General features: G+C 72.1%; 22 protein-coding genes and 1 pseudogene. 12 read left to right on the top strand and 11 right to left on the bottom strand.

Annotated features, from left to right (window positions below):
* Nucleotides 1-131, bottom strand: a pseudogene (locus ACWD0J_RS24480) (DNA-directed RNA polymerase subunit alpha); the annotation flags it as partial.
* Between the two features lie 383 nt (nt 132-514).
* Between ACWD0J_RS24480 and ACWD0J_RS24475 the strand changes: the two are divergent.
* Nucleotides 515-1,270 carry a HipA family kinase gene (locus ACWD0J_RS24475; protein WP_451497962.1) on the top strand — a complete coding sequence of 252 codons (756 nt, stop codon included), beginning with the start codon at nt 515-517 and terminating at the stop codon, nt 1,268-1,270.
* Nucleotides 1,267-1,650 (top strand): DUF3037 domain-containing protein, encoded by a 384-nt coding sequence (locus ACWD0J_RS24470; RefSeq protein WP_451497961.1) that lies wholly within the window; start codon nt 1,267-1,269, stop codon nt 1,648-1,650. Before ACWD0J_RS24475 ends, ACWD0J_RS24470 begins: the two co-directional genes overlap by 4 nt.
* A 441-nt stretch (nt 1,651-2,091) precedes the next feature.
* Here ACWD0J_RS24470 and ACWD0J_RS24465 read toward each other — a convergent pair whose 3' ends face one another.
* A complete protein-coding gene (locus ACWD0J_RS24465) occupies nt 2,092-2,526 on the bottom strand; it encodes an excalibur calcium-binding protein (protein ID WP_451497960.1) in 435 nt (144 codons plus the stop codon).
* Between the two features lie 286 nt (nt 2,527-2,812).
* On the opposite strand from ACWD0J_RS24465, the gene fabG reads away from it, so the two are divergent.
* From fabG to ACWD0J_RS24440, 5 genes are all read left to right on the top strand, one after another.
* Nucleotides 2,813-3,574 (top strand): 3-oxoacyl-ACP reductase FabG, encoded by a 762-nt coding sequence (gene fabG, locus ACWD0J_RS24460; RefSeq protein WP_451497959.1) that lies wholly within the window; start codon nt 2,813-2,815, stop codon nt 3,572-3,574.
* A gap of 12 nt (nt 3,575-3,586) precedes the next feature.
* Nucleotides 3,587-4,354 (top strand): SDR family oxidoreductase, encoded by a 768-nt coding sequence (locus ACWD0J_RS24455; protein WP_451497958.1) that lies wholly within the window; start codon nt 3,587-3,589, stop codon nt 4,352-4,354.
* Nucleotides 4,355-4,551: 197 nt separating this feature from the next.
* Complete coding sequence (locus tag ACWD0J_RS24450) at nt 4,552-6,132, top strand: ABC transporter substrate-binding protein (RefSeq protein WP_451497957.1); 1,581 nt, start codon at nt 4,552-4,554, stop codon at nt 6,130-6,132.
* A gap of 106 nt (nt 6,133-6,238) precedes the next feature.
* Nucleotides 6,239-6,922: a uracil-DNA glycosylase gene (locus ACWD0J_RS24445; RefSeq protein WP_451497956.1), complete on the top strand. Its 684-nt coding sequence runs from the start codon at nt 6,239-6,241 to the stop codon at nt 6,920-6,922.
* A 184-nt stretch (nt 6,923-7,106) separates the two neighbouring features.
* Complete coding sequence (locus ACWD0J_RS24440; protein ID WP_451497955.1) at nt 7,107-7,643, top strand: hypothetical protein; 537 nt, start codon at nt 7,107-7,109, stop codon at nt 7,641-7,643.
* Between the two features lie 76 nt (nt 7,644-7,719).
* Here ACWD0J_RS24440 and ACWD0J_RS24435 read toward each other — a convergent pair whose 3' ends face one another.
* Together ACWD0J_RS24435 and ACWD0J_RS24430 are read right to left on the bottom strand one after the other, a co-directional pair.
* The gene (locus ACWD0J_RS24435; protein ID WP_451497954.1) at nt 7,720-8,208 is read right to left on the bottom strand and encodes a hypothetical protein; all 489 of its coding nucleotides are present in this window, start codon (nt 8,206-8,208) and stop codon (nt 7,720-7,722) included.
* 110 nt (nt 8,209-8,318) lie between these two features.
* Nucleotides 8,319-8,831 carry a DinB family protein gene (locus ACWD0J_RS24430; RefSeq protein WP_451497953.1) on the bottom strand — a complete coding sequence of 171 codons (513 nt, stop codon included), beginning with the start codon at nt 8,829-8,831 and terminating at the stop codon, nt 8,319-8,321.
* A 243-nt stretch (nt 8,832-9,074) separates the two neighbouring features.
* On the opposite strand from ACWD0J_RS24430, the gene ACWD0J_RS24425 reads away from it, so the two are divergent.
* A complete protein-coding gene (locus tag ACWD0J_RS24425; RefSeq protein WP_451497952.1) occupies nt 9,075-9,980 on the top strand; it encodes a Gfo/Idh/MocA family protein in 906 nt (301 codons plus the stop codon).
* On the opposite strand, the gene lnt is transcribed toward ACWD0J_RS24425, so the two are convergent.
* Nucleotides 9,904-11,478: an apolipoprotein N-acyltransferase gene (gene lnt, locus ACWD0J_RS24420; RefSeq protein ID WP_451497951.1), complete on the bottom strand. Its 1,575-nt coding sequence runs from the start codon at nt 11,476-11,478 to the stop codon at nt 9,904-9,906. The genes ACWD0J_RS24425 and lnt overlap by 77 nt on opposite strands.
* An 85-nt stretch (nt 11,479-11,563) precedes the next feature.
* A complete protein-coding gene (locus ACWD0J_RS24415) occupies nt 11,564-12,055 on the bottom strand; it encodes a nuclear transport factor 2 family protein (protein WP_451497950.1) in 492 nt (163 codons plus the stop codon).
* Between the two features lie 117 nt (nt 12,056-12,172).
* Between ACWD0J_RS24415 and ACWD0J_RS24410 the strand changes: the two genes are divergently transcribed.
* Nucleotides 12,173-13,288, top strand: coding sequence for an AI-2E family transporter (locus ACWD0J_RS24410; RefSeq protein WP_451497949.1), 1,116 nt, complete (start codon nt 12,173-12,175; stop codon nt 13,286-13,288).
* Between the two features lie 46 nt (nt 13,289-13,334).
* On the opposite strand, the gene ACWD0J_RS24405 is transcribed toward ACWD0J_RS24410, so the two are convergent.
* From ACWD0J_RS24405 to ACWD0J_RS24395, 3 genes are all read right to left on the bottom strand, one after another.
* Entirely contained in the window at nt 13,335-13,514 is a 180-nt protein-coding gene (locus ACWD0J_RS24405; RefSeq protein ID WP_451497948.1) for a hypothetical protein, read from the bottom strand.
* 129 nt (nt 13,515-13,643) lie between these two features.
* Nucleotides 13,644-14,519 (bottom strand): undecaprenyl-diphosphate phosphatase, encoded by an 876-nt coding sequence (locus ACWD0J_RS24400; RefSeq protein WP_451497947.1) that lies wholly within the window; start codon nt 14,517-14,519, stop codon nt 13,644-13,646.
* A gap of 142 nt (nt 14,520-14,661) precedes the next feature.
* Nucleotides 14,662-15,132 (bottom strand): winged helix-turn-helix transcriptional regulator, encoded by a 471-nt coding sequence (locus tag ACWD0J_RS24395; protein ID WP_451497946.1) that lies wholly within the window; start codon nt 15,130-15,132, stop codon nt 14,662-14,664.
* Nucleotides 15,133-15,249: 117 nt separating this feature from the next.
* Between ACWD0J_RS24395 and ACWD0J_RS24390 the strand changes: the two genes are divergently transcribed.
* Entirely contained in the window at nt 15,250-16,419 is a 1,170-nt protein-coding gene (locus ACWD0J_RS24390; protein ID WP_451497945.1) for a thiolase family protein, read from the top strand.
* Between the two features lie 88 nt (nt 16,420-16,507).
* Here ACWD0J_RS24390 and ACWD0J_RS24385 read toward each other — a convergent pair whose 3' ends face one another.
* Entirely contained in the window at nt 16,508-17,296 is a 789-nt protein-coding gene (locus ACWD0J_RS24385) for a TVP38/TMEM64 family protein (RefSeq protein ID WP_451497944.1), read from the bottom strand.
* Between the two features lie 312 nt (nt 17,297-17,608).
* On the opposite strand from ACWD0J_RS24385, the gene tuf reads away from it, so the two are divergent.
* A complete protein-coding gene (gene tuf, locus ACWD0J_RS24380; RefSeq protein ID WP_451497943.1) occupies nt 17,609-18,778 on the top strand; it encodes an elongation factor Tu in 1,170 nt (389 codons plus the stop codon).
* 155 nt (nt 18,779-18,933) lie between these two features.
* The gene (locus tag ACWD0J_RS24375; RefSeq protein ID WP_451497942.1) at nt 18,934-19,779 is read left to right on the top strand and encodes a spermidine synthase; all 846 of its coding nucleotides are present in this window, start codon (nt 18,934-18,936) and stop codon (nt 19,777-19,779) included.
* A gap of 128 nt (nt 19,780-19,907) precedes the next feature.
* Here the strand turns inward: ACWD0J_RS24375 and ACWD0J_RS24370 are convergent, their stop codons facing one another.
* Complete coding sequence (locus ACWD0J_RS24370) at nt 19,908-20,951, bottom strand: hypothetical protein (RefSeq protein WP_451497941.1); 1,044 nt, start codon at nt 20,949-20,951, stop codon at nt 19,908-19,910.
* Between the last annotated feature and the right edge of the window lie 89 nt (nt 20,952-21,040).

The following is a 21,040-nucleotide window of genomic DNA, read 5'->3' as shown; positions in this document are numbered from 1 at the left end:
GAGAGGAGCGTACGACGCAGGGAGTTGCCGAGGGTGTAGCCGAAGCCCGGCTCCAGCGGCTCGATCACGAACCGGGAGCGGAACTCGTCGACGACTTCTTCGGTCAGGGACGGACGCTGAGCAATCAGCACGAGGTGTTGCCTCCAGGGGTTTGGCGCCCGCTATGTGACGCCGTGGACACCAAGAAGGATACGGGCGAGACGGGCGATACGGTCTCCGCGGAGGCCGAACCGCCTGTCTCCCCACCTCAGCGAGGAGGCTCCGGGCCCCTTCCGTGCGCCGCCCCACGGCTGTTCCCGCGTGCCCCGCGACCTTGTTCGCGACGTCGTCGACCCGCACACCCGGATGGCCGTCGTCCGCCGCGCGTCACGGAGCACACCCATGCCTCGATCGTGCTGGAGGCGGGAGAGCCCGTCGTGACCGTGGCGCGGTGGCCCGAGCACTCCCCGCCCGCGATCACCCTTGGTTACTATGCTCACTTCCTGCCGGTTGAAGAGACGGGTGGCCTGGAAAAATGCTGGAAGAGGTCACCGTGACCCGCTACATCACGCCCCTGCGTGAGGGCGGCTCGCTGCCGGGACTCGTCGAGGCCGACGACCTGGGGACGTACGTCATGAAGTTCACCGGCGCCGGACAGGGCCGCAAGACGCTGGTCGCCGAGGTCGTGTGCGGGGAGCTCGCCCGGCGGCTCGGGTTCCGGGTGCCCCGGCTGGTGGCCCTCGACCTCGACCCGGTGCTGGGACTCGCCGAGCCCGACCAGGAGGTGCAGGAACTCCTCCGCTCCAGCGCGGGACGCAACCTCGGCATGGAGTTCCTCTCCGGCGCGCTCGGCTTCGACCCCCTCGCCTTCGCGGTGAGCCCCGAGGAGGCCGGACGGATCGTCTGGTTCGACGCCCTGGTGAACAACGTCGACCGCTCCTGGCGCAACCCCAACCTGCTGCGCCGGCAGGGCGAGGTGTGGCTCATCGACCACGGCGCGACCATGATCTGGCACCACAACTGGCCCGGCGCACAGACGTCCGCCGCCCGGCCCTACGACATCTCGGACCACGTCCTGAAGCCCTTCGGCCCGGATGTCGCCAAGGCGGCCGCGGAACTGGCACCGCTGGTCACCGAGGACCTCCTCGCCGAGGTCACCGCATACGTCCCGGACGTCTGGCTGGCCGGCGAACCCGGTTTCGACACCCCGGACGACCTCCGGCGGGCCTACGCACGGCCCCTGCTGGCGCGCGCGGCCGGCATCCACGAGCGTATCCAGGGGGACCAGTGAGCGAGCGGAACGTCTTCGAGTACGCGCTGCTGCGGGTCGTACCCCGCGTCGAGCGCGGCGAGTGCATCAACGCCGGGGTGCTCGTGTACTGCCGCGCCGAGGCGTACGTGGGCGTGCGCACCCACCTCGACGAGGCGAGGCTGCTGGCGCTCGACCCGGACGCGGACGTGGCCGGCGTACGGTCCGCCCTGCGCGCCGTCGAGGGCGTCTGCGCGGGCGGGGAGGCGGCCGGACAAGCCGCGTCCGACGACCCCGGACGCCGCTTCCGCTGGCTGATCGCCCCGCGTTCGACGGTCGTCCAGCCGGGCCCCGTGCACACCGGACTGACCGCCGACCCGGCCGCGGAGACGGACCGGTTGTTCGGCCTCCTGGTGCGGTGACCTGGCTCGTGATGTGAGGCTACGGCGTGCGGTGACCTGGCCCGGTCCCGCGTGCGGTCCGTGACGGTGAGGGAGCCGGCGCTGCCGTGCGTGCCGTGTATGCATGCCGTGCGGTGAGTGAGCCGGTGTCGTGGGGTGTCTTCGTGTGTCGTCCACCGAGCAGAGGCAGACCGAAGCCGGGACCCGGGGTCAGCAGCCGGAACCTGTTCCCGCACACGGGCCTCATGTGCGCCGGCGCCGACCAGCCCCCTCCCGCAGGCGACGATGACGGCCCGCACACGGTCACCGCAGGAGCGGTGCGGGTCGGCCGGCTGACCGTGGGCCTGTGGTGGTCGGCCCTGCGTCACCTGGCTTCGGCGTGCGGTGGCCGACTCCGTGCTGCTGCGCGCACACCGGCCGGCCGGCCGTCCGGTGGTGGGCCAGCCGGGGCCGTACCGCCCGTCAGACCCTGTGGCGCTTCACCACGTAGCCGGCTCCGAGGAGGCCGCCGGCGACGAAGGCGACGCCCATCCCGATGTCCCAGCCGCTCCACCCGGAGGTCGCCGCGCCGCCCACTCCGCCGCGCACGCCGCGTGTCGGGGCGGTGGTGGTGGGAGTCGCGGCCGGTGCGGGCGTCGCGGAGCCGAGCGGAGCCGTGGTCGAGGAGGTGACGGGGGCGCCGCGCCGGGGCAGCACCTCGCAGGCGATGCCGTCGTCGGTCCCCCGGTCCTCGTCGAGCCGGTTCGGATCACGCGGGTCCGAGTCGAACACGGCCTGCGCCTCCTCCCGGTAGGTGAAGTCGCTGCAGTCCAGATCCTGTGCGTGAGCGGTGTAGGCCAGCGGCACGATCGCGGTGATCGCGATCAGCGTGCCGACGGCACCGGTACGACGGCGCATGGAGCGCCTCCTTTCCGGCCACGAGTGGCCCGCGCTTTGACGCTAGGGGCCACGGGTCGCGGGGGCGCGCAGCGCTGGGCCGATCGGGTGGCTCCGGCGGGTCCGGGCGCGGGACGGCGACGGGCGGGTGCGGCCCGTCGGGGCGGCGGACGGGCAGGTAATGGATCACACCCGCCCGGTGGGCCGTTGACACCGGGTGCCAGGGCTTCTAGCGTCACGTCTGCTGAAGGTACTAAGCGGTCGCTCACCAGATGGGCGTCCTTCTCGAGGGCGAGGAGAACCAGCAATGTCCACCACTGAGCAGCGGGTCGCCGTGGTCACCGGCGGAGCGCGCGGCATCGGAGCCGCCACCGCCGTACGACTGGCCGCCGAGGGCCGCGCGGTCGCGGTGATCGATCTCGACGAGGCCGCCTGCAAGGACACCGTGGAGAAGATCACCGCGGCGGGCGGCAAGGCCGTCGCGGTCGGCGCGGACGTCTCCGACGAGGCCCAGGTCGAGGCGGCCGTCGCGCGGGTCGTCGCGGAGCTCGGCGCCCCGACGATCCTCGTCAACAACGCGGGTGTGCTCCGCGACAACCTGCTGTTCAAGATGAGCGTCTCCGACTGGGACACCGTCCTGAACGTGCACCTGCGCGGCTCGTTCCTGATGACCAAGGCCGTCCAGAAGCACATGGTGGACGCCGGCTTCGGCCGCGTCGTCAACCTCTCCTCGTCCTCCGCGCTCGGCAACCGCGGCCAGGCCAACTACTCCGCCGCCAAGGCCGGCCTCCAGGGCTTCACCAAGACCCTCGCCATCGAGCTCGGCAAGTTCGGCATCACCGCCAACGCGGTCGCCCCCGGCTTCATCGCCACCGACATGACCGCCGCGACCGCCGCGCGCGTCGGCATGGGCTTCGACGAGTTCAAGGCCGCCGCCGCCACGCAGATCCCCGTGCAGCGGGTCGGCGAGCCGGACGACATCGCCAACGCCATCGCCTTCTTCACCGGCGAGGCCGCCGGTTTCGTCTCCGGCCAGGTGCTGTACGTGGCCGGCGGACCGCTCGACTAGGGGATCGGAAACATGACTTCGGTGGAACTCCCCGAGCTTTCGGGCAAGGTCGCGCTCGTCACGGGCGCCAGCCGCGGCATCGGCTACGGCGTCGCCGAGGCGCTGATCGCGCGCGGCGACCGCGTCTGCATCACCGGCCGCAACGAGGACGCCCTCAAGGAGGCGGTCGAGCAGCTCGGCGCCGACCGGGTCATCGGCGTCGCGGGCAAGGCCCACGACGAGGCCCACCAGGCCGTCGCCGTCGAGCGCACGATGGAGGCCTTCGGCCGGGTCGACTACCTGGTCAACAACGCCGGTACCAACCCGGTGTTCGGGCCGATCGCCGACCTCGACCTGAACGTGGCGCGCAAGGTGTTCGAGACCAACGTGGTCTCGGCGCTCGGCTTCGCGCAGAAGACCTGGCACGCCTGGCAGAAGGACAACGGCGGCGCGATCGTCAACATCGCCTCCGTCGCGGGCGTCTCCGCCTCGCCCTTCATCGGCGCCTACGGCATCAGCAAGGCCGCGATGATCAATTTGACCCTCCAGCTGGCGCACGAGTACGCGCCCGGGGTACGGGTCAACGCGATCGCCCCGGCCGTGGTGAAGACCAAGTTCGCGCAGGCCCTGTACGAGGGCCGGGAGGCGGAGGCCGCCGCGGCCTACCCGCTGGGCCGTCTCGGTGTGCCCGCCGACATCGGCGGCGCGGCCGCGTTCCTCACGTCGGAACAGTCCGACTGGATCACCGGCCAGACGCTCGTCGTGGACGGCGGCATCTTCCTGAACGCGGGCGTCGGCTGACCCCACCCCTCGGCACTCCGGCACGGGCGCCCGTTGACGAAAACGGCGCCCGTGTCGGCGTACGGATCGCGCACAGGGCGATGACAACGTCGTCATAGGAATATCGATCAAGAAGGGGTTTCACGGGGAGGTTCAGCGGGCGGGACGCTGCGGTATGGTCTGCCGACTCTTGGTACGGCAGATCGAGGAGCGTGCGCGTGTTCAACCGGAACCGATGCCTGCGGAACGTGGCGGCCATCGCGTCCACAGCGTCTCTGGCGGCCGGCTGCGGTGTCCTGTCGTCCGACTCCTCCGACGACGGCGGGCCGATCGTGGTGGGCACCACCAGCGCTCCGAGCACGCTGGACCCGGCCGCGTCCTGGGACGGCTCCTGGGAGCTGTTCCGCAACGTCTACCAGACACTGCTGGCCTACCCGGACGGCCAGACCTCGCCGCAACCGGACGCCGCCGAGAGCTGCGCGTTCACCGACGCCTCCAACCGGACGTACCGCTGCGAGCTGCGCCAGGGCGTGAGGTTCTCCGACGGGGACGCGCTGGACGCGCGCGCGGTGAAGTACTCGATCGACCGGATCAAGGCCATCAAGGCACCCAGCGGCCCCTCCGGTCTGCTGGGCAGCCTGGAGCGGGTGCAGGCGCTGGGCGACCGCGAAGTGGTCTTCCACCTCAACCAGCCCGACGCCACGTTCCCGTTCGTGCTCGCCACCCCCGCCATGTCCATCGTCGACCCCGACGACTACCCCGCCGACTCCCTCCGCGAGGACGGCAAGGTGTCCGGATCCGGGCCGTACGCGCTCCGGTCCTACGAGGAGGGCCAGAAGGCCGAACTCGTCGGGAACACGAGCTACAAGGGCTTCGCGAAGCGCAGGAACGACGCGGTGACGATCCGCTACTTCCAGGACTCGGGCACCATGGTCAAGGCGCTCCGGGACAAGCAGATCGACGTCACCTACCGCGGTCTCGCCGCCGACGACATCGTCTCCCTCGAAAGCAAGAAGGACGAGAACCTCCAACTCGTCGAGGGCTCCGGCACCGACATCAGCTACCTGGTGTTCAATCCGAAGGACCCGTGGGCGAACAAGCTCGCCGTGCGCAAGGCCGTCGCCCAGCTGGTCGACCGGCCGGCGATCGTGCACAAGGTCTACAAGGACACCGTGGACCCGCTGTACTCGATGATCCCGGCGGGCCTCACCGGCCACACCACGGGCTTCTTCGACGACTACGGCGACCCCAGCACCTCCAAGGCCCGCCGGATCCTCGCCGGCGCGGGCATCACCGAGCGCGTCCCGCTCACCCTCTGGTACACGACCGACCGCTACGGCTCCGAGACCGCCCTGCAGTTCCAGGAGCTGAAGCGGCAGCTGGAGGAGTCCGGGCTGTTCACGATCACCCTGAAGAGCCGCCCGTGGAAGACGTACGTCGAGGGTTACCAGAAGGGCGAGTACCCGGTGTTCGGGCGCGGCTGGTTCCCCGACTTCCCGGACGCCGACAACTTCATCGCCCCGTTCGTGGGCGACGAGAACGCGCTCGGTACGCCTTACCCGGCGCCCCGGATCACCGGCGTGCTGCTGCCCAAGTCGCGCGGTGAGAGCGACCGGGCCGACGTGGAGCAGGACTTCGAGGAGGCCCAGCAGATCCTCGTCGACGACGCCCGGCTGCTGCCGCTGTGGCAGGGCCGGCAGTACATCGCGGTGAACGCGGACATCTCGGGCGCGGAGCGGGCGCTGGACCCCTCGACGATCATGACGGTGTGGCAGTTGTACCGGAAGACGAGCTGGTAGGGGCGGCTTCCCCGCCCTCGGCGGCGATTGTCAGTGCTCGCCTGTAGGTTCTGTGGCCTGGACGTGACCGCACGTCGTAGCGACCGCACACCGTAAGGAAGTTGACGTGACCGACATCGCCATGCTGCCCGAGTCCTGGCGCGGGGTTCTGGGCGACGAACTGCAGCAGCCCTACTTCAAGGAGCTGATGGAGTTCGTCGAGGAGGAGCGGGCGAAGGGCCCCGTCCACCCGCCGCGCGAGGAGGTCTTCGCCGCGCTGGACGCGACGCCGTACGAGCGGGTGAAGGTCCTCGTCCTCGGCCAGGACCCGTACCACGGCGAGGGACAGGGCCACGGCCTGTGCTTCTCGGTCCGCCCCGGTGTGAAGACCCCGCCGTCGCTGCGCAACATCTACAAGGAGATGAAGGAGGAGCTGGGCCTGCCCGTCCCGGACAACGGCTATCTGATGCCGTGGGCCCGGCAGGGCGTGCTGCTGCTCAACGCGGTGCTCACGGTCCGTGGCGGTGAGGCCAACTCGCACAAGGGCAGGGGCTGGGAGAAGTTCACCGACGCGGTGATCCGCGCGGTGGCCGACCGGCCCGACCCGGCGGTCTTCGTACTGTGGGGCAACTACGCGCAGAAGAAGCTCCCGCTGATCGACGAGACGCGGCATGTGGTGGTCAAGGGCGCGCATCCCTCCCCGCTGTCGGCGAAGAAGTTCTTCGGCTCCCGCCCGTTCACACAGATCAACGAGGCGGTCGCCCGGCAGGGGCACGAGCCGATCGACTGGCGCATTCCGGACCTGGGCTGACCGCCGCCGGGCCGGCACCGCCGTGCGGTCGCGCGGGTGTCTCCGACCGCCGCGCGGGCGGCTGCTCACCCGGCCTGCCGCCGGGCCGGTTCCCCGCAGGACCGGCCCGGTGCCGCCTGACCGGGATTGCCGGCGGGTGCGGTTAGCGTCGGCGGGGACAGCCGACGAGCGGGCGGAGGGCGCGGTGGCGGAGCGACAGGGGCAGGAGGCCGCGGATGCCGTGCTGACCCGGATCGGGCAGGTCGTCATCCTGCATCACGCGGGTGATCGCGAGGAGGCCCGGCACCGCCTCCTGGACCTGTGGGCGGAGATCGGCCAGGACGGCGATCCGCTGCACCGCTGCACCCTGGCGCACTACCTGGCCGACACCCACGACGACCCGTCCGACGAACTCGCCTGGGACCTGCGGGCGTTGACCGCGGCGCAGGAGCTGACGGACGAGGGGCCCGCCGGCCACGGGGGGACCGAGCAGGAGAGGACGCTCGCGGTGCGGGCGCTGTACCCCTCGCTGCACCTGAACCTGGCGGCGGACTATGTGAAGCTCGGCCGCGCCGAGGCCGCCCGCGCCCATCTGCGCCGGGCACGCAGGGCGTCCGACGCGTTGGGGGACGACAGGTACGGCGACGGGGTGCGGGCGGCGATCAGCCGTCTGGAGCTGCGGCTCAGCGAGGGAGGTTCCTCCAGCGGGGGAGCGTGGGGGCCGCCGCGGCAGCGGCCCTGACCGGCATCCGGGTGTCGCGGTCGGGTCCGTGACGCGAGCACATCCCTCGTCGGGTCCCGGGGATCGGGTCCGGGTCTCAACGCCCGTACGTCCGGTCGCAGATCGTCGTCGCCGGACTGTCCTCCTGCCAGCCGCCGTACTTCCTGCCGAGGGCGCAGACGTCCTGCTGGTCGCGGGGGACCGCCTTGGGCACGTCGGGGATCTCGGCGCGCGGCTGCCGGGGGTGTCCGGCGTCGGGACGCCGGGGCTCGGGACGCGCCGGGCGGGGCGGGTGCGTACGGGGCGGCGGCTGCTGCCGCGTCTGTGCCGGCGCCGAGGGGGCGGCACCGGGCGGTGGGGGAGCGGCGCGTTCCGGCCGGCGGGACGGGCCGATCATCTCCAGGGCCTCACGGGCCGGCGCCTGCACGACCTGCGGCTCCGCCCGGCCGTCGGGGCGGGGCGGCGACGGCCGGGACGGCACAGCCGGCGGGCCGGAGGCGGGCGGGTGCTGGACCGTCACACAGCCGGAGAGGGCCGAGACAGCCACGGTCACCAGGAGCGTTGCGGTGGTCGTCGTTCGATGCACGCGCGCAACTCTGCTGGGTCGGGCGGCCTTTGGACAGCGGACAAGCGCAGGATGCCCCACACGGGTGATCTCCGGGCCCGTACGGCGGTGCCGGACCGCCGCGGCCGACGTCAGTCGCCCGTCGCGCCGTCGAGACACTCGCGGACCAGGTCGGCGTGGCCGTTGTGGCGGGCGTACTCCTCGATCATGTGGGTGTAGATCCAGCGCAGGTTGAAGGGCTCGCCGGTGGAGCGGCCCTTGCCCTGGGAGAGGTCGTCCAGGGCGAAGCGGGCCGCGTTGCGCCGGGCGACCTCGATCTCGGCCTGCCAGGTGGCGTACGCCTCCTGCCAGGTGTCCGCCTCGGTGAGATGGAACTCGCCGTCCGGATCCTCGTCGCTGTAGTAGATCGGCCCCGGGTCCTCGCCGGCCAGCACCTTGCGGAACCAGTTCCGCTCCACGTCCGCCATGTGCCGCACCAGCCCCATCAGGGACAGCTCGGACGGCGCCACCGAGGCGGTCCGCAGCTGGGCGTCGGTCAGGCCCTCGCACTTCCACGCCAGGGTCTGCCGGTGGTAGTCCAGCCAGCCCTCCAGCATGGTGCGTTCGTCGGCGTTCTGGGCGGGTTCGCTGCGCTGCGTCGTCATGCACGCATCCTCACCCAACCCGTCCGCTCGAACCACGGGTTTTCGCCCGCCGGGCGTCCCGGCGGGACGGGCGGCGCCGCCCTGCCCGCACCTCGTCGTCCGCGGCACCGGGCGCACCGTCGCGCCGACGGGCCGGCCCGCTGTTCTTCGCGCGCGGATGCGACGGCATCGCCGACCGGCGTCCGCCCCGGCCGCCGTATGCTGCCGTGGACGTACGCGCAGGCGAGCAGTGAAGGAGTCCCCGTGAAGGTCGGCTGCATCGGGCTGGGTGACATCGCGCAGAAGGCCTACCTGCCGGTGCTGGGCGGGCGCCCCGGTGTCGAACTGCACCTGCAGACCCGTACCCCCGCGACGCTCACCCGGGTCGCCGACGGCCTCCACCTCCCCGCGGGACAGCGCCACGCCGGCCTCGACTCCCTGCTCGCCCAGAACCTGGACGCCGCGTTCGTGCACGCGCCGACCGCCGTGCACCCCGACATCGTGACGCGGCTGCTGGAGGCGGGCGTGCCGACGTACGTCGACAAGCCGCTCGCGTACGAACTCGCCGACTCGCGGCGGCTGGTGGAGCTCGCGGAGGAGCGGAACGTGGCACTGGCCGTCGGCTTCAACCGGCGCCACGCCCCCGGGTACACGCAGTGCGCCGATCACCCGCGCGAGCTGATCCTGATGCAGAAGAACCGGATCGGGCTCCCGGAGGAGCCGCGCACGATGATCCTCGACGACTTCATCCACGTCGTGGACACACTGCGCTTCCTGGTGCCCGGCCCGGTCGACGACGTCACCGTGCGCGCCCGTGTCCGGGACGGGCTGCTGCACCACGTGGTGCTCCAGCTCGCCGGCGACGGCTTCACCGCGCTCGGGGTGATGAACCGGCTCAGCGGCTCGGCCGAGGAGATCCTGGAGGTGTCCGGGCAGGACACCAAACGGCAGGTGGTCAACCTCGCCGAGGTGATCGACCACAAGGGCCAGCCGACGATCCGGCGGCGCGGTGACTGGGTGCCGGTGGCCCGGCAGCGCGGCATCGAGCAGGCCGTGCTCGCCTTCCTCGACGCCGTGCGCGCGGGCCGGGTGCTCAGCGCCCGGGACGCGCTGGCGACGCATGAACTGTGCGAGCGGGTGGTCCGGGCGGTGGCGGAGCGGGCCGCCTGAGCCGCCGCGTCCGTACGCCCTCGGTGACGGCCCACGCGGCGAGGACCAGCAGCGCCGCGTGCACCGTCCAGTCGCCGAAGCGGACGTAGGGGGTGGTGCCCTGGGCCAGCGGTACGTCGTACACCTGGGCGGTGCTGCTGTCCGTGCCGATCCACGGGCCGACGCGCCGCCCGCCGGCGTCGTAGGCGGCGGACACGCCGGTCAGCGTCGCGTGCACCATCGGGCGGCCCGTCTCGGCGGCCCGCAGGGCGGCCAGGGAGGCGTGCTGCTCCGGGGCCCAGCTGTGCTGGAACGTCGACGTCGACGACTGGCCGATCAGGATGTCGGCGCCGTCCTCGGCGAGATGGCGGGTCATGTCGGGGAAGGCGGTCTCGAAGCACACCATCGGGCCGATCCGCAGCCCGTGCCCGGCGTCCATCACCACCTGCTCGGAGCCCTGCCTGCGGTCCTCGCCCGCCGCCTTGCCGACCGAGGTGGCCCAGCCGAGCAGCGAACGGGCCGGGATGTACTCGCCGAAGGGGACGAGCCGCATCTTGTCGTAGCGGTCACCGGTGGGGCCGCCGGCGCCGACGAGGACCGAACTCTTGTAGATGCCGGGCCTGTCGGAGCGCCGGGCGTCCACGTTGACCAGGATGTCGGCGCCGGTCTCGCGGGACAGCGCCGCGATGCGCCGGGCCAGGTCGGGCCGGCCGGCCAGGTCGAAGCCGACGCTGCTCTCGCCCCACACGACCAGGTCGACGTCCTGCCCGGCCAGCCGCCGGGTCAGCCGCTCCTCCAGGTCGAAGCGGCGATCGGGGCTCCTGGCGCCGTCCACGATGCCCGGCTGGACGACCGCGATCCTGGCCCGGCCGCCGGTGTCGGGGCGCGGTGACCAGACCCAGGCCGCCGAGGCCGCCGCGGCGACGGCCACGAGGCCCGCCACGGCCGGGACGCGGACCTCACGGACCACGACCAGCACGGCGACCGCCACGTTGACGGCCACCACCAGGAAGCTGAGCAGCCACACCCCGCCCACCGAGGCCAGCCGCAGCGCGGGCTCCACCTGCCACTGGCCGGCGCCGAGCACCCCCCAGGGACCGCCGAGGCCCTGCCAGGAGCGCACGAGTTCGACACCGAGCCAGCCCGAGGGCAGCACGAGCAGGGCGCCCGCGATCCGGCCCCGCGACGGCACACCGGCCAGGAACCGGCGCACCAGCCAGCCCCAGGGGGCCCACAGCGCGCCGAGCAGCGCGGCGATCACGAACGTGAAGACGTGCAGGCTCGGCAGCAGCCAGTGGTGCATCGCCAGCATGAAGCCGAACCCGCCCCACCAGCCGTCGTACGCCGCCCGTTTCCCGGTCGCGGCGGAGCGGACCAGCGCGATCCAGGGCACGAGGGCGACGTAGGCGAACCACCACAGGGACGGGGCGGGAAACGCGAGCACGGGCAGGGCGCCCGCCAGCGCGGCGACGGTCGAGCGCCGCCACGGGGAGACGAGCCAGTGGCCGGACGAGTTCATACGGCGCCTCCTACCCCGTGGACGTCTCCAGTGTGCGTGCTGTCGGCTGTGGTGCTGTCGACGGCCCGGGGCGCGGGACGTCGGCTCAGTCGATCACAGCTGCCGGGGCCCGGCCGGGCAGGCGCCGCCACTTCTCCTTGACGACCACCTCGCGCAGCCGCCAGCCGTCGACCGTGCGCAGCAGCCCGAAGTCGTACCGCCCGCCGCACACGAAGTCGGGGGCGCCCGGGCCGGTGCCGTCGCCGTCCCCGGCCAGCCGCATGGGATTGACGTAGTCGGCCTGGACACGGGCGGTGTCGCCGGTGTCCTGCTCCAACAGGCCGAAGCGCAGACGGCGGTTGACGATCAGATGCTGCCGCATCACGAACACCCCCATGCTCTCCGCGAGCCACGCGGAGACGTTCCCGGCGTCCCCCTCGATACCACCGGCCGAGCGGTAGTCCGCCCGCCCGTCCGAGGTGAACAGACCTCGGTATGCCTCCCAGTCGCCGTCGTCCACGGCGACCGCGTAGTCGGTGATCAATCCGTCGACGGCCAGCCGGTCCAGCACGGCGGCAAGCTCCACACGCTGCGTCATCGGCTCAGTGTTGGGCATCGCGGGGGTGCCGCCAAGGGGGCACGGTGATTCTTCGGCACACGGTAAGGGTGTGGGTGCCGAGTCCGGTGTGACGGACGTACCCATAAGGTGACCTCCATGCCTGCCACGTTGAGTTCCACCAAGACACGCGCCGCGCTGCGCACATCGGCGCGTGTCTCGGCCGAGTCGCTGTTGGTCCTCGTGATGCTGACTGTGGTGCTGTGGCTGCTGGGCCGGATGTGGTCCGTGGTCTGGCCGCTCATAGTCGGCCTGCTCCTCACCACGCTGACCTGGCCCCTGGCCCGGTTCCTGCGGCGGCGCGGCTGGGCCCCCGCCCTGGCCGCGTCGGTGGTGACCGTGTTCTTCCTCCTGGTCGCGGCGGGCATCGTGGCGCTGATCGCGGTGCCGGTGGCCTCCCAGTCCGGCGAGCTGACCGACGGCGTGGTCGAAGGCGTGCAGAAACTGCGCGAGTGGGCCTCCGGACCGCCGCTGAACATCGGCGACGACCAGATCACCAAGGCCTTCGACAGCGCGGCGGCCCGCGCCCAGGACGGCCTCGGCTCCATGGTCACCACGGTCGTCACGGGTGTCAGCACCGTGGTCAACGGCCTGGTCACCGCCGTCCTCGCGCTCTTCCTGATGTTCTTCTTCCTCAAGGACGGCCCGCGGTTCCTGCCGTGGCTCGCCCGTCAGCTGCCCGGCCGGCTCGCCACCGACATCCCGACGGTGGCGGCGCGCAGCTGGGACACCCTGGGTGCGTTCGTGCGGTCCCAGGCGGCCGTCGGCCTGCTCGACGCCGTCCTGATCGGCCTCGGCCTGTGGATCGTCGGAGTCCCGCTGGTGCTTCCGCTGGCGGTGCTGACCTTCGTCTCCGCGTTCGTGCCGATCGTGGGAGCCCTGTTCGCCGGCTTCGTCGCGGTGCTCATCGCGCTGGTCTCGAACGGCCTGACGGACGCGCTGATCGTGCTGGCCATCATCATCGTGGTGCAGCAGCTCGAGGGCAACGTGTTCCAGCCCATGATCCAGAGCCGGGGGCTCGGCCTGCACGCGGCGGCGGTCCTGCTGGCGGTGACGCTGGGCGGCAGTCTGGCCGGCATCGTGGGCAGCCTGCTCGCGGTACCGGTCGCCGCGCTGATCGCGGTGGTCTGGAACTACGTGCGCGAGCAGCTCACCGATCCGCCTCAGGAGCCGGGGAGCGGCGAGTCACCCACCGGTGCCGCCGTCCCGTCGTAGCGGGCCGTCACGCGGGTGGCGCGGGCTGGGCCGTGAAGGGCCCGGCTCAGGCCGCCTCGATGACCTCGCCGCGGATCGCGGCCGCCCACTCGACCACCAACAGCTCGTACTCCGCGCGCTCCTGGGCCGAGAGCGTGCCGCCCGCGCGCATCCACAGCGCGCGGATCTGCTCGTTCAGCTCGGCGGCCGACCGCACGGAACCGGGAGCCACGGAATCGGGGAACATGCGGACAAGCCTAGGGGCAAGCACTGACAGTCCGCTACCGGACGGCTACTCAACCCGTAGGGAATCGGTCACCGGTCCCGCGGGCCCGGCCTGAGGAAACCCCGGCGGGCCGGGGGAAGTTGGCGGCCCTCAGCCTGCGGACTCGGCCGCGTGCGGGCTCAGGGCGCCGGTGGCGACCAGGACGATGATGACGATGCCGAGCGCGATGCGGTACCAGACGAACGGCATGAAACTCTTGGTCGAGATGAACTTCATGAACCAGGCGATCACGGCGTATCCGACCACGAAGGCGATCACCGTCGCGAAGATGGTGGGACCCCACGAGACGTGGTCGCTCTCCATCGCGTCCTTGAGCTCGAACAGGCCCGAGGCGAGGACCGCCGGGATGGCGAGGAGGAAGGAGTAGCGGGCCGCGGCCTCGCGCTGGTAGCCCATGAAGAGGCCGCCGCTGATGGTGGCGCCGGAACGGGAGACGCCCGGGATGAGGGCGCAGGCCTGGCAGAGGCCGTAGATCAGGCCGTCCTTGACGTTCAGGTTCTCCAGCGTCTTGCGCTGCTTGGGCGCGCGGTGCCGGCCGCCGCTCTCGTCGCGCGCCGCCAGCCGGTCGGCGATGCCGATGATCACGCCGACCACGATCAGCATCGTCGCGGTGATCCGCAGATCCCGGAACGGCCCCTCGATCTGGTCCTTGAGCGTCACCCCGAGCACACCGATCGGGATCGAGCCGACGATCACCAGCCAGCCCATCTGCGCGTCGTGATCGCCGCGCATCTCCTTGTTCGTGAGGGAACGGGTCCAGGCCGAGATGATCCGTCCGATGTCCTTGCGGAAGTAGATCAGGACGGCGGCCTCGGTGCCGATCTGGGTGATCGCCGTGAAGGCCGCGCCCGGGTCCTCCCAGCCGGAGAAGGCCGCGGTCAGGCGCAGGTGCGCGCTGGAGGAGACGGGGAGGAACTCGGTCAGCCCCTGGACGAGTCCGAGGATGAGGGATTCAAACCAAGACATGAGGTTACGGAGTCCAAGCGCTGATCGTGGTGAGGAGCGACGGGCACACCGAGCCGCCTGGCGCGGTGATCGATTGTGTCGAGGGCAGCGTAGCGCCCTGAAGTGACAGCCCCGGCACAGGGGTTTGCGAGCGGTGGGGAAGCTACGCGGCCGTCGGTCCCGCCACCGTCCAGCCCGGCGTCTGCGGACGGGCCGTCAGATCGCCGTGGTGGACCGTGCCTCCGCAGGCCCGGCAGGTCACGTCCGGAACCAGTTCGTTGCCGCAGGCGTGCTCGACCACCATCGGGCGGTCGCCGTCCTGACGCAGGTGGCGGTCGCCCCACGCCATCAGGGTCATCAGGACCGGCTCCAGTTCCAGTCCGGCCCGGGTCGGCCGGTACTCGAAGCGCTGGGGCCGCTCGCTGTAGGCCCGTTTGGTGAGGATCCCGGCGTCCACGAGGCGGCGCAGCCGGGTGGCGAGGACATCACGCGGGGCTCCGATGTTGCGCGCCAACTGGTCGAAGCGGCCGTTGCCGAGGCACGCCTCGCGCAGGACGAGCAGCGAGTACTTCTCGCCGACGACAGCCAGGGCGTCGGCGATCGAGCAGGGACGCGGATCTTTCGGGGCGGCCATGGCGCTCAGTCTAGGGGAGGGGCCGGCACTCCCACGCTGGAGGGTTTGTTTTTCCAACTCACAGGGCTATGGTGAGTTCGGATTTCCTACTCACCGGTAATCGTGGAGGCCGACACCATGCGTGACGCAGTCGTCGTCGAAGCCGTACGCACCCCCATGGGCAAGGGCAAGCCCAACGGTGCCCTCGCGCACGTCCACCCCGTGGAACTCCTCGCGCACACCCTGCGCACCCTCGTCGAGCGCTCCGGCGTCGACCCGGCGCTGATCGACGACGTCATCGGCGGCACCGTCGACCAGGTCGGCGAGCAGGCCATGAACACCACCCGCTACGCCGTCCTGTCGGCGGGGTTCCCGGAGACCGTGCCCGCCACCACCGTGGACCGCCAGTGCGGCTCCTCCCAGCAGGCCGTGCACTTCGCGGCGCAGGGGGTCATGTCCGGCGCGTACGACATGGCCGTGGCGTGCGGCGTCGAGTCCATGAGCCGCGTCCCGATGTGGTCGAACGTGCCGGCCGGCCAGGACCCCTTCGGCCCCGGAGTCGCCGACCGCTACCCGGAGGGCCTCGTCCCGCAGGGCATCAGCGCCGAACTCATCGCCGCCAAGTGGTCGATCACCCGCGACCGGATGGACGCCTTCGCGGTCTCCTCGCACCGCAGGGCCGCCGCGGCCTGGGACGCCGGCCTGTTCGACGACGAGGTCGCGCCCCTGGACGGCGTCTCACGCGACGAGTGCGTCCGGCCGGGCACCACCCCCGAGATCCTGGCCGGCCTCAGGCCCGCCTACCACGACCCGGACTTCGCCGAGCGCTTCCCGCAGATCGAGTGGAACGTCACCGCGGGCAACGCCAGCCCCGTCAACGACGGAGCCTCGGCCGTGCTCATCGCGTCCGGCGAGACCGCGGACCGGCTGGGCCTGCGCCCGCTCGCCCGGCTGCACAGCTTCGCCGTCACCGGCTCCGACCCGGTCCTGATGCTCACCGGCGTCGTCCCGGCCACGGAGAAGGTGCTGCGCCGGGCCCGCCTGACCCTCGACGACATCGACCTGTTCGAGGTCAACGAGGCGTTCGCCGGCGTGGTCCTGGCCTGGCAGCAGGAGACCGGCGCCGATCTCGCCAAGGTCAACGTGCACGGCGGCGCCCTCGCCCTCGGCCACCCGCTCGGCGCGAGCGGGACCCGCCTGACGACCACCCTCGTGCACGCGATGCGACAGCGCGGCGCCCGCTACGCCCTGCAGACCATGTGCGAGGCGGGCGGACTCGCCAACGCGATGATCCTGGAGTCCGTGTAACCGGGGCCGGGGCCCAGGGACCCCGAGGTGCCGAGGACCCCGAGTAGCCCGAGTAGCCCGAGTAGTTCGAGGTGTCCGTGTGACCGGGTTACCGCACCCCGCGCAGCTGGTGGCGCTTGCGCCAGGCCACCACCGCGCCCACCAGCGCCGGCAGCGCGATGCAGGCCATCGCGATCAGGAAGGCAGGCGACGTCGGCGTCGAGGCGCGGGCACCGGCGACGACGTACGCGGCGGTGTTCGGGACCGAGCCGAGCGCCGTCGCCACCAGGAACGGGACGGTGCGCATGCGGGAGACCGCCGCGCAGTAGTTGGCGGCCCAGAACGGCACCCCGGGGAACAGCCGTGCCGCCAGCATCGAACGGAACCCGTGCCGGCTGAGCTGGCCGTCCGCGGCCCTCAGCCACCGCCCCCGCAGCAGCGGGCGCAGCGCGTCCTGGCCGAGCACCCGGCCCAGACCGAAGGCGAGGCCGGCGCCGAGCACCGTGCCGGCCACGGCCGATCCGAGCCCCAGCTGGGAGCCGAAGAGCGCGCCCGCCGCCAGGTTCAGCAGGGGCCGGGGCACGAAGGCGACCGTGCACAGTCCGTACGCCACCGCGAAGACGAGTGCCGCCACGGCCCCGCCGAGCTGCGGCGGCCAGCCGTCGGCCAGCAGCCGCTGCGGCTCCAGGAGCAGGACGGTCGAGGCGGCGCCCGCGAGCAGGGCGATCAGCAGGGACAGACGTGACCACGGCGAGAACAGCGCTCTCGTGCAGCGCGCGGTGAGCCCCGCCGCAGCGGGGACGGTGGTGACGAGCTCCGTGGTGAGGGCGAGCTCCGAGACGGTGGCCCGGGGAGAGGCCGTGGCGGTGCCCCCAGAGCGGGTGGTGGCATCGAGCATCCAGTGACGGTAACCGACGGACGTGTGTGATCGCCGTACGGATCCGGTCCCTTGGGCGGTCCGGCACCGCGGAAAACCATTCGACGTGGGACAACGCGTCGACAATGATCTGCGTCATGTCCCGGTACGCCTTCGTCCTCGCAGCATCCGCCGCAGCGGGTGCCCCGAAGGCTGCCGTGCCCGTCTTCCCGGCCGCTGTCGACGGCGCCCGAAGCTGACCCTCTCCGGATCGTCCGGCGGACCCCGCAGGGGGAGGGTCGGCGAATCCTCGGGGTCCCGCATCTCCTGACAAAGAGGCTTCGAGGTACCGCCATGTCCAAGACGGCGTACATCCGCACCAAACCGCATCTGAACATCGGCACGATGGGCCATGTCGACCACGGCAAGACCACCCTGACCGCCGCCATCACCAAGGTCCTCGCCGACCGCGGCTCCACCGCCTTCGTGCCCTTCGACCGCATCGACCGGGCGCCGGAGGAGGCCGCGCGCGGCATCACCATCAACATCGCGCACGTCGAGTACGAGACGGACACCCGGCACTACGCGCACGTCGACATGCCCGGCCACGCCGACTACGTCAAGAACATGGTCACCGGCGCCGCGCAGCTCGACGGGGCGATCCTCGTCGTCTCCGCGCTCGACGGGATCATGCCGCAGACCGCCGAACACGTGCTGCTGGCCCGGCAGGTGGGCGTGAACCACATCGTCGTCGCCCTCAACAAGGCCGACGCGGGCGACGAGGAACTCACCGACCTGGTCGAGCTGGAGGTGCGCGACCTGCTCACGGCGCACGGCTACGGCGGCGACGCGGTACCCGTCGTACGGGTCTCGGGGCTCAGGGCCCTGGAGGGGGACGCGCGGTGGACGGCCTCCGTCGAGGCGCTGCTCGACGCGGTGGACACGTACGTGCCGATGCCCGAGCGGTACCTGGACGCGCCGTTCCTGCTGCCGGTCGAGAACGTGCTCACCATCACCGGCCGGGGGACGGTCGTCACGGGCGCCGTCGAGCGGGGCACGGTGCGCGTCGGCGACCGGGTCGAGGTGCTCGGGGCCGACGTGGAGACGGTGGTCACGGGCCTGGAGACCTTCGGCAAGCCGATGGAGGAGGCGCAGGCCGGGGACAACGTGGCGCTGCTGCTGCGCGGCGTGCCGAGGGACTCCGTCCGACGCGGGCATGTCGTGGCCGCGCCGGGAAGCGTGGTGCCCAGCCGCCGGTTCTCGGCCCGGGTGTACGTGCTGTCGGCCCGGGAGGGCGGTCGGACCACGCCCGTCTCGACCGGATACCGGCCGCAGTTCTACCTCCGTACGGCGGACGTGGCCGGGGTCCTGGACCTCGGCGAGGCGGCGGTGGCACGGCCCGGCGAGACGGTCGCCGTGACCGTGGAGCTGGGGCGCGACCTGCCGCTGGAGCCGGGGCTCGGGTTCGCCATCCGCGAGGGCGGGCGGACCGTGGGGGCGGGAACGGTGACAGCCGTCGCGTGAGGGCGGCTGCCGTGCGTGGGCGCCGCGGGCCCGGTCGTGGCCGGTCGCGCCCGCGCACGGAGCCGTACGACGGCACAGCACGACCGCACGGCACCTTGCCCCTCCAGGGCCGCCCGCGCCCCCGGCGGCGGAGCGGGCACCGGCACAATGGGACGGTGAACGAGCCCATCCCCGTCACCCGGACCGTCGATCACGGGGTCGCCAAGCTGATGCCCGACGTGGACCGGAAACGGGCCTGGCTGCTGACGGTCGACGGGGCGCCGCAGTCGTACGTCGACCTGGACGAGCCGGAGCACCTGGAGTTCGAGTACGCGCGGCGGCTCGGGCACGTGCTGGACACCGTGGCCGAGCCGGGGCGTCCGCTGGACGCCCTGCATCTCGGCGGGGGCGCGCTCACCCTGCCCCGGTACCTGGCGGCGACCCGGCCCGGCTCCCGGCAGAACGTGGTCGAGGCGGACGGGGCGCTGCTGGAGCTGGTCGGGGAGCATCTGCCGCTGCCCGACGGGGCCGGGGTCGCCGTGCACGCGGCGGACGCCCGCGCCTGGCTGGAAACGGCCCCCGCGGACTCGGCCGACGTGCTGGTCGCCGACGTCTTCGGCGGTTCGCGGGTCCCGGCGCACCTGACGTCCGTCACCTACGCCCGGGAAGCCGCGCGGGTCCTGCGGCCCGCCGGCGTCTACCTGGCCAACCTCGCCGACTCCGTGCCCTTCACCTTCCTGCGCTCTCAACTCGCCACGTTCGCCGCCGTGTTCGGTGAGCTCGCGCTGATCGTCGAGCCGGGTGTGCTGCGCGGGCGCCGCTTCGGCAACGCCGTGCTCGTCGCCGCGCACCACCCCGTCGACACGGCCGCCCTGGCCCGGCTCACCGCCTCCGACGCCTTCCCCGCCCGGGTCGAACACGGGCCCGCGCTACGGGACTTCATCGGCGGTGCGCGGCCGGTGCGGGACGAGGACGCCGTACCGTCGCCCGAGCCTCCCGACGGGGCGTTCGGCATCGGGTGAGCCGCGGCCGAGGGCCCCCGGTCCCGGGGACCGGCCCCGCGCCCGGCGACCACCCCGGCTCGCCGAACGCCTCGGTCCCCGGCCCGTGAACAACAGGGCCGGGGACCGGGACCGGGGCGTTCGCTGGCTCAGCCCGTCGGTTCTCCGTGCAGCCGGACCGTGCTGAGGATCTTCATGACGGTCGCCTCGGGGACCTCGTCCTTGACGCCCTTGGCGCCGTAGAAGTTCCACGACACGAAGTCGCCGGCCGAGTTCTTGAAGCCGAAGGTGATCGCCTTGCCGTCGGTCACGCACTTGCCCTTGGCGGGCGTGTCCGTCGACGACGCCCAGGAGTAACTGCCCTTGACGCCGGACGCGGTGGTGTAGGGCGTGGCCTTCTTGTCGGCGGTGATGGTCTTCTTGTCCGGCTGCGTGTACCCGCCGTAGACCCACCAGGCCGGGGTGTTCAGGGCGACCTCGTCGGTGTCCTTGGCGCCGTTGGCGCCCTTGGTGCCGGTCGCGGCCAGCGACATGGTGTCGGTCCGGCCGTCCTTGTCGTCGTCGGACTCGCACCAGTTGGACTTCAGGATCGCCGGCGCCGACATCGTGATGATCGGCTTGATCTCGTCCGAGTTCTCCTCCTCGAACGCGACGGCCGACGTCGGGGACTGGACCTCCCAGTCCGCCGGTACGTCGAAGGCCGTGCCCCACTTGGGATTGACGACGATCTTCCAGCCCGCGACGGTCGCCTTCTCGCCCTCACCGCCACGCGGATTGCCCTCGGAGGCGGACGCGGACGCGGAGGTGCTCGGATCGGTGGACGCGGTCGCCGACGGCTTCGCGTCCTTGCCGCCGTCCGCCTCGTCGTCCTTGTCCCCGCCGAGGACCAGGAAACCGGTCACGCCGGCCGCCACGATCACCGCCAGGGCCGCCACGATCGCGACCACCTTGGTCCGGTTTCCGCCACCACCACCGGGCGGCTGCTCGGGCGCCCCCACCGGTCCCGGCGCCCCCCACTGCGGCTGCTGCGCATAAGGGTTGGGCTGCGGGACCCCGGGCTGCGGGACTCCGGGCTGCTGGAAACCGGGCTGCTGATACGGATTCGGCTGCTGGTACCCCGGCTGCTGGTACGGGTTGTTCGGCTGCTGCGGGTTCTGCTCGCCCCCGGGCGGCTGCTGCTGTCCTGGCCACATGAGCAGCCACCCTAGCCCCGCCAGGGACACGATTCGGTCACTGCCTCTTGTCAGGGACGTAGCAAAATCAGCGCTCGTCGGTGAACCCC

This window comes from Streptomyces sp. NPDC003011, assembly GCF_053591515.1.
This window is presented reverse-complemented; position numbering and strand designations above follow the sequence as displayed.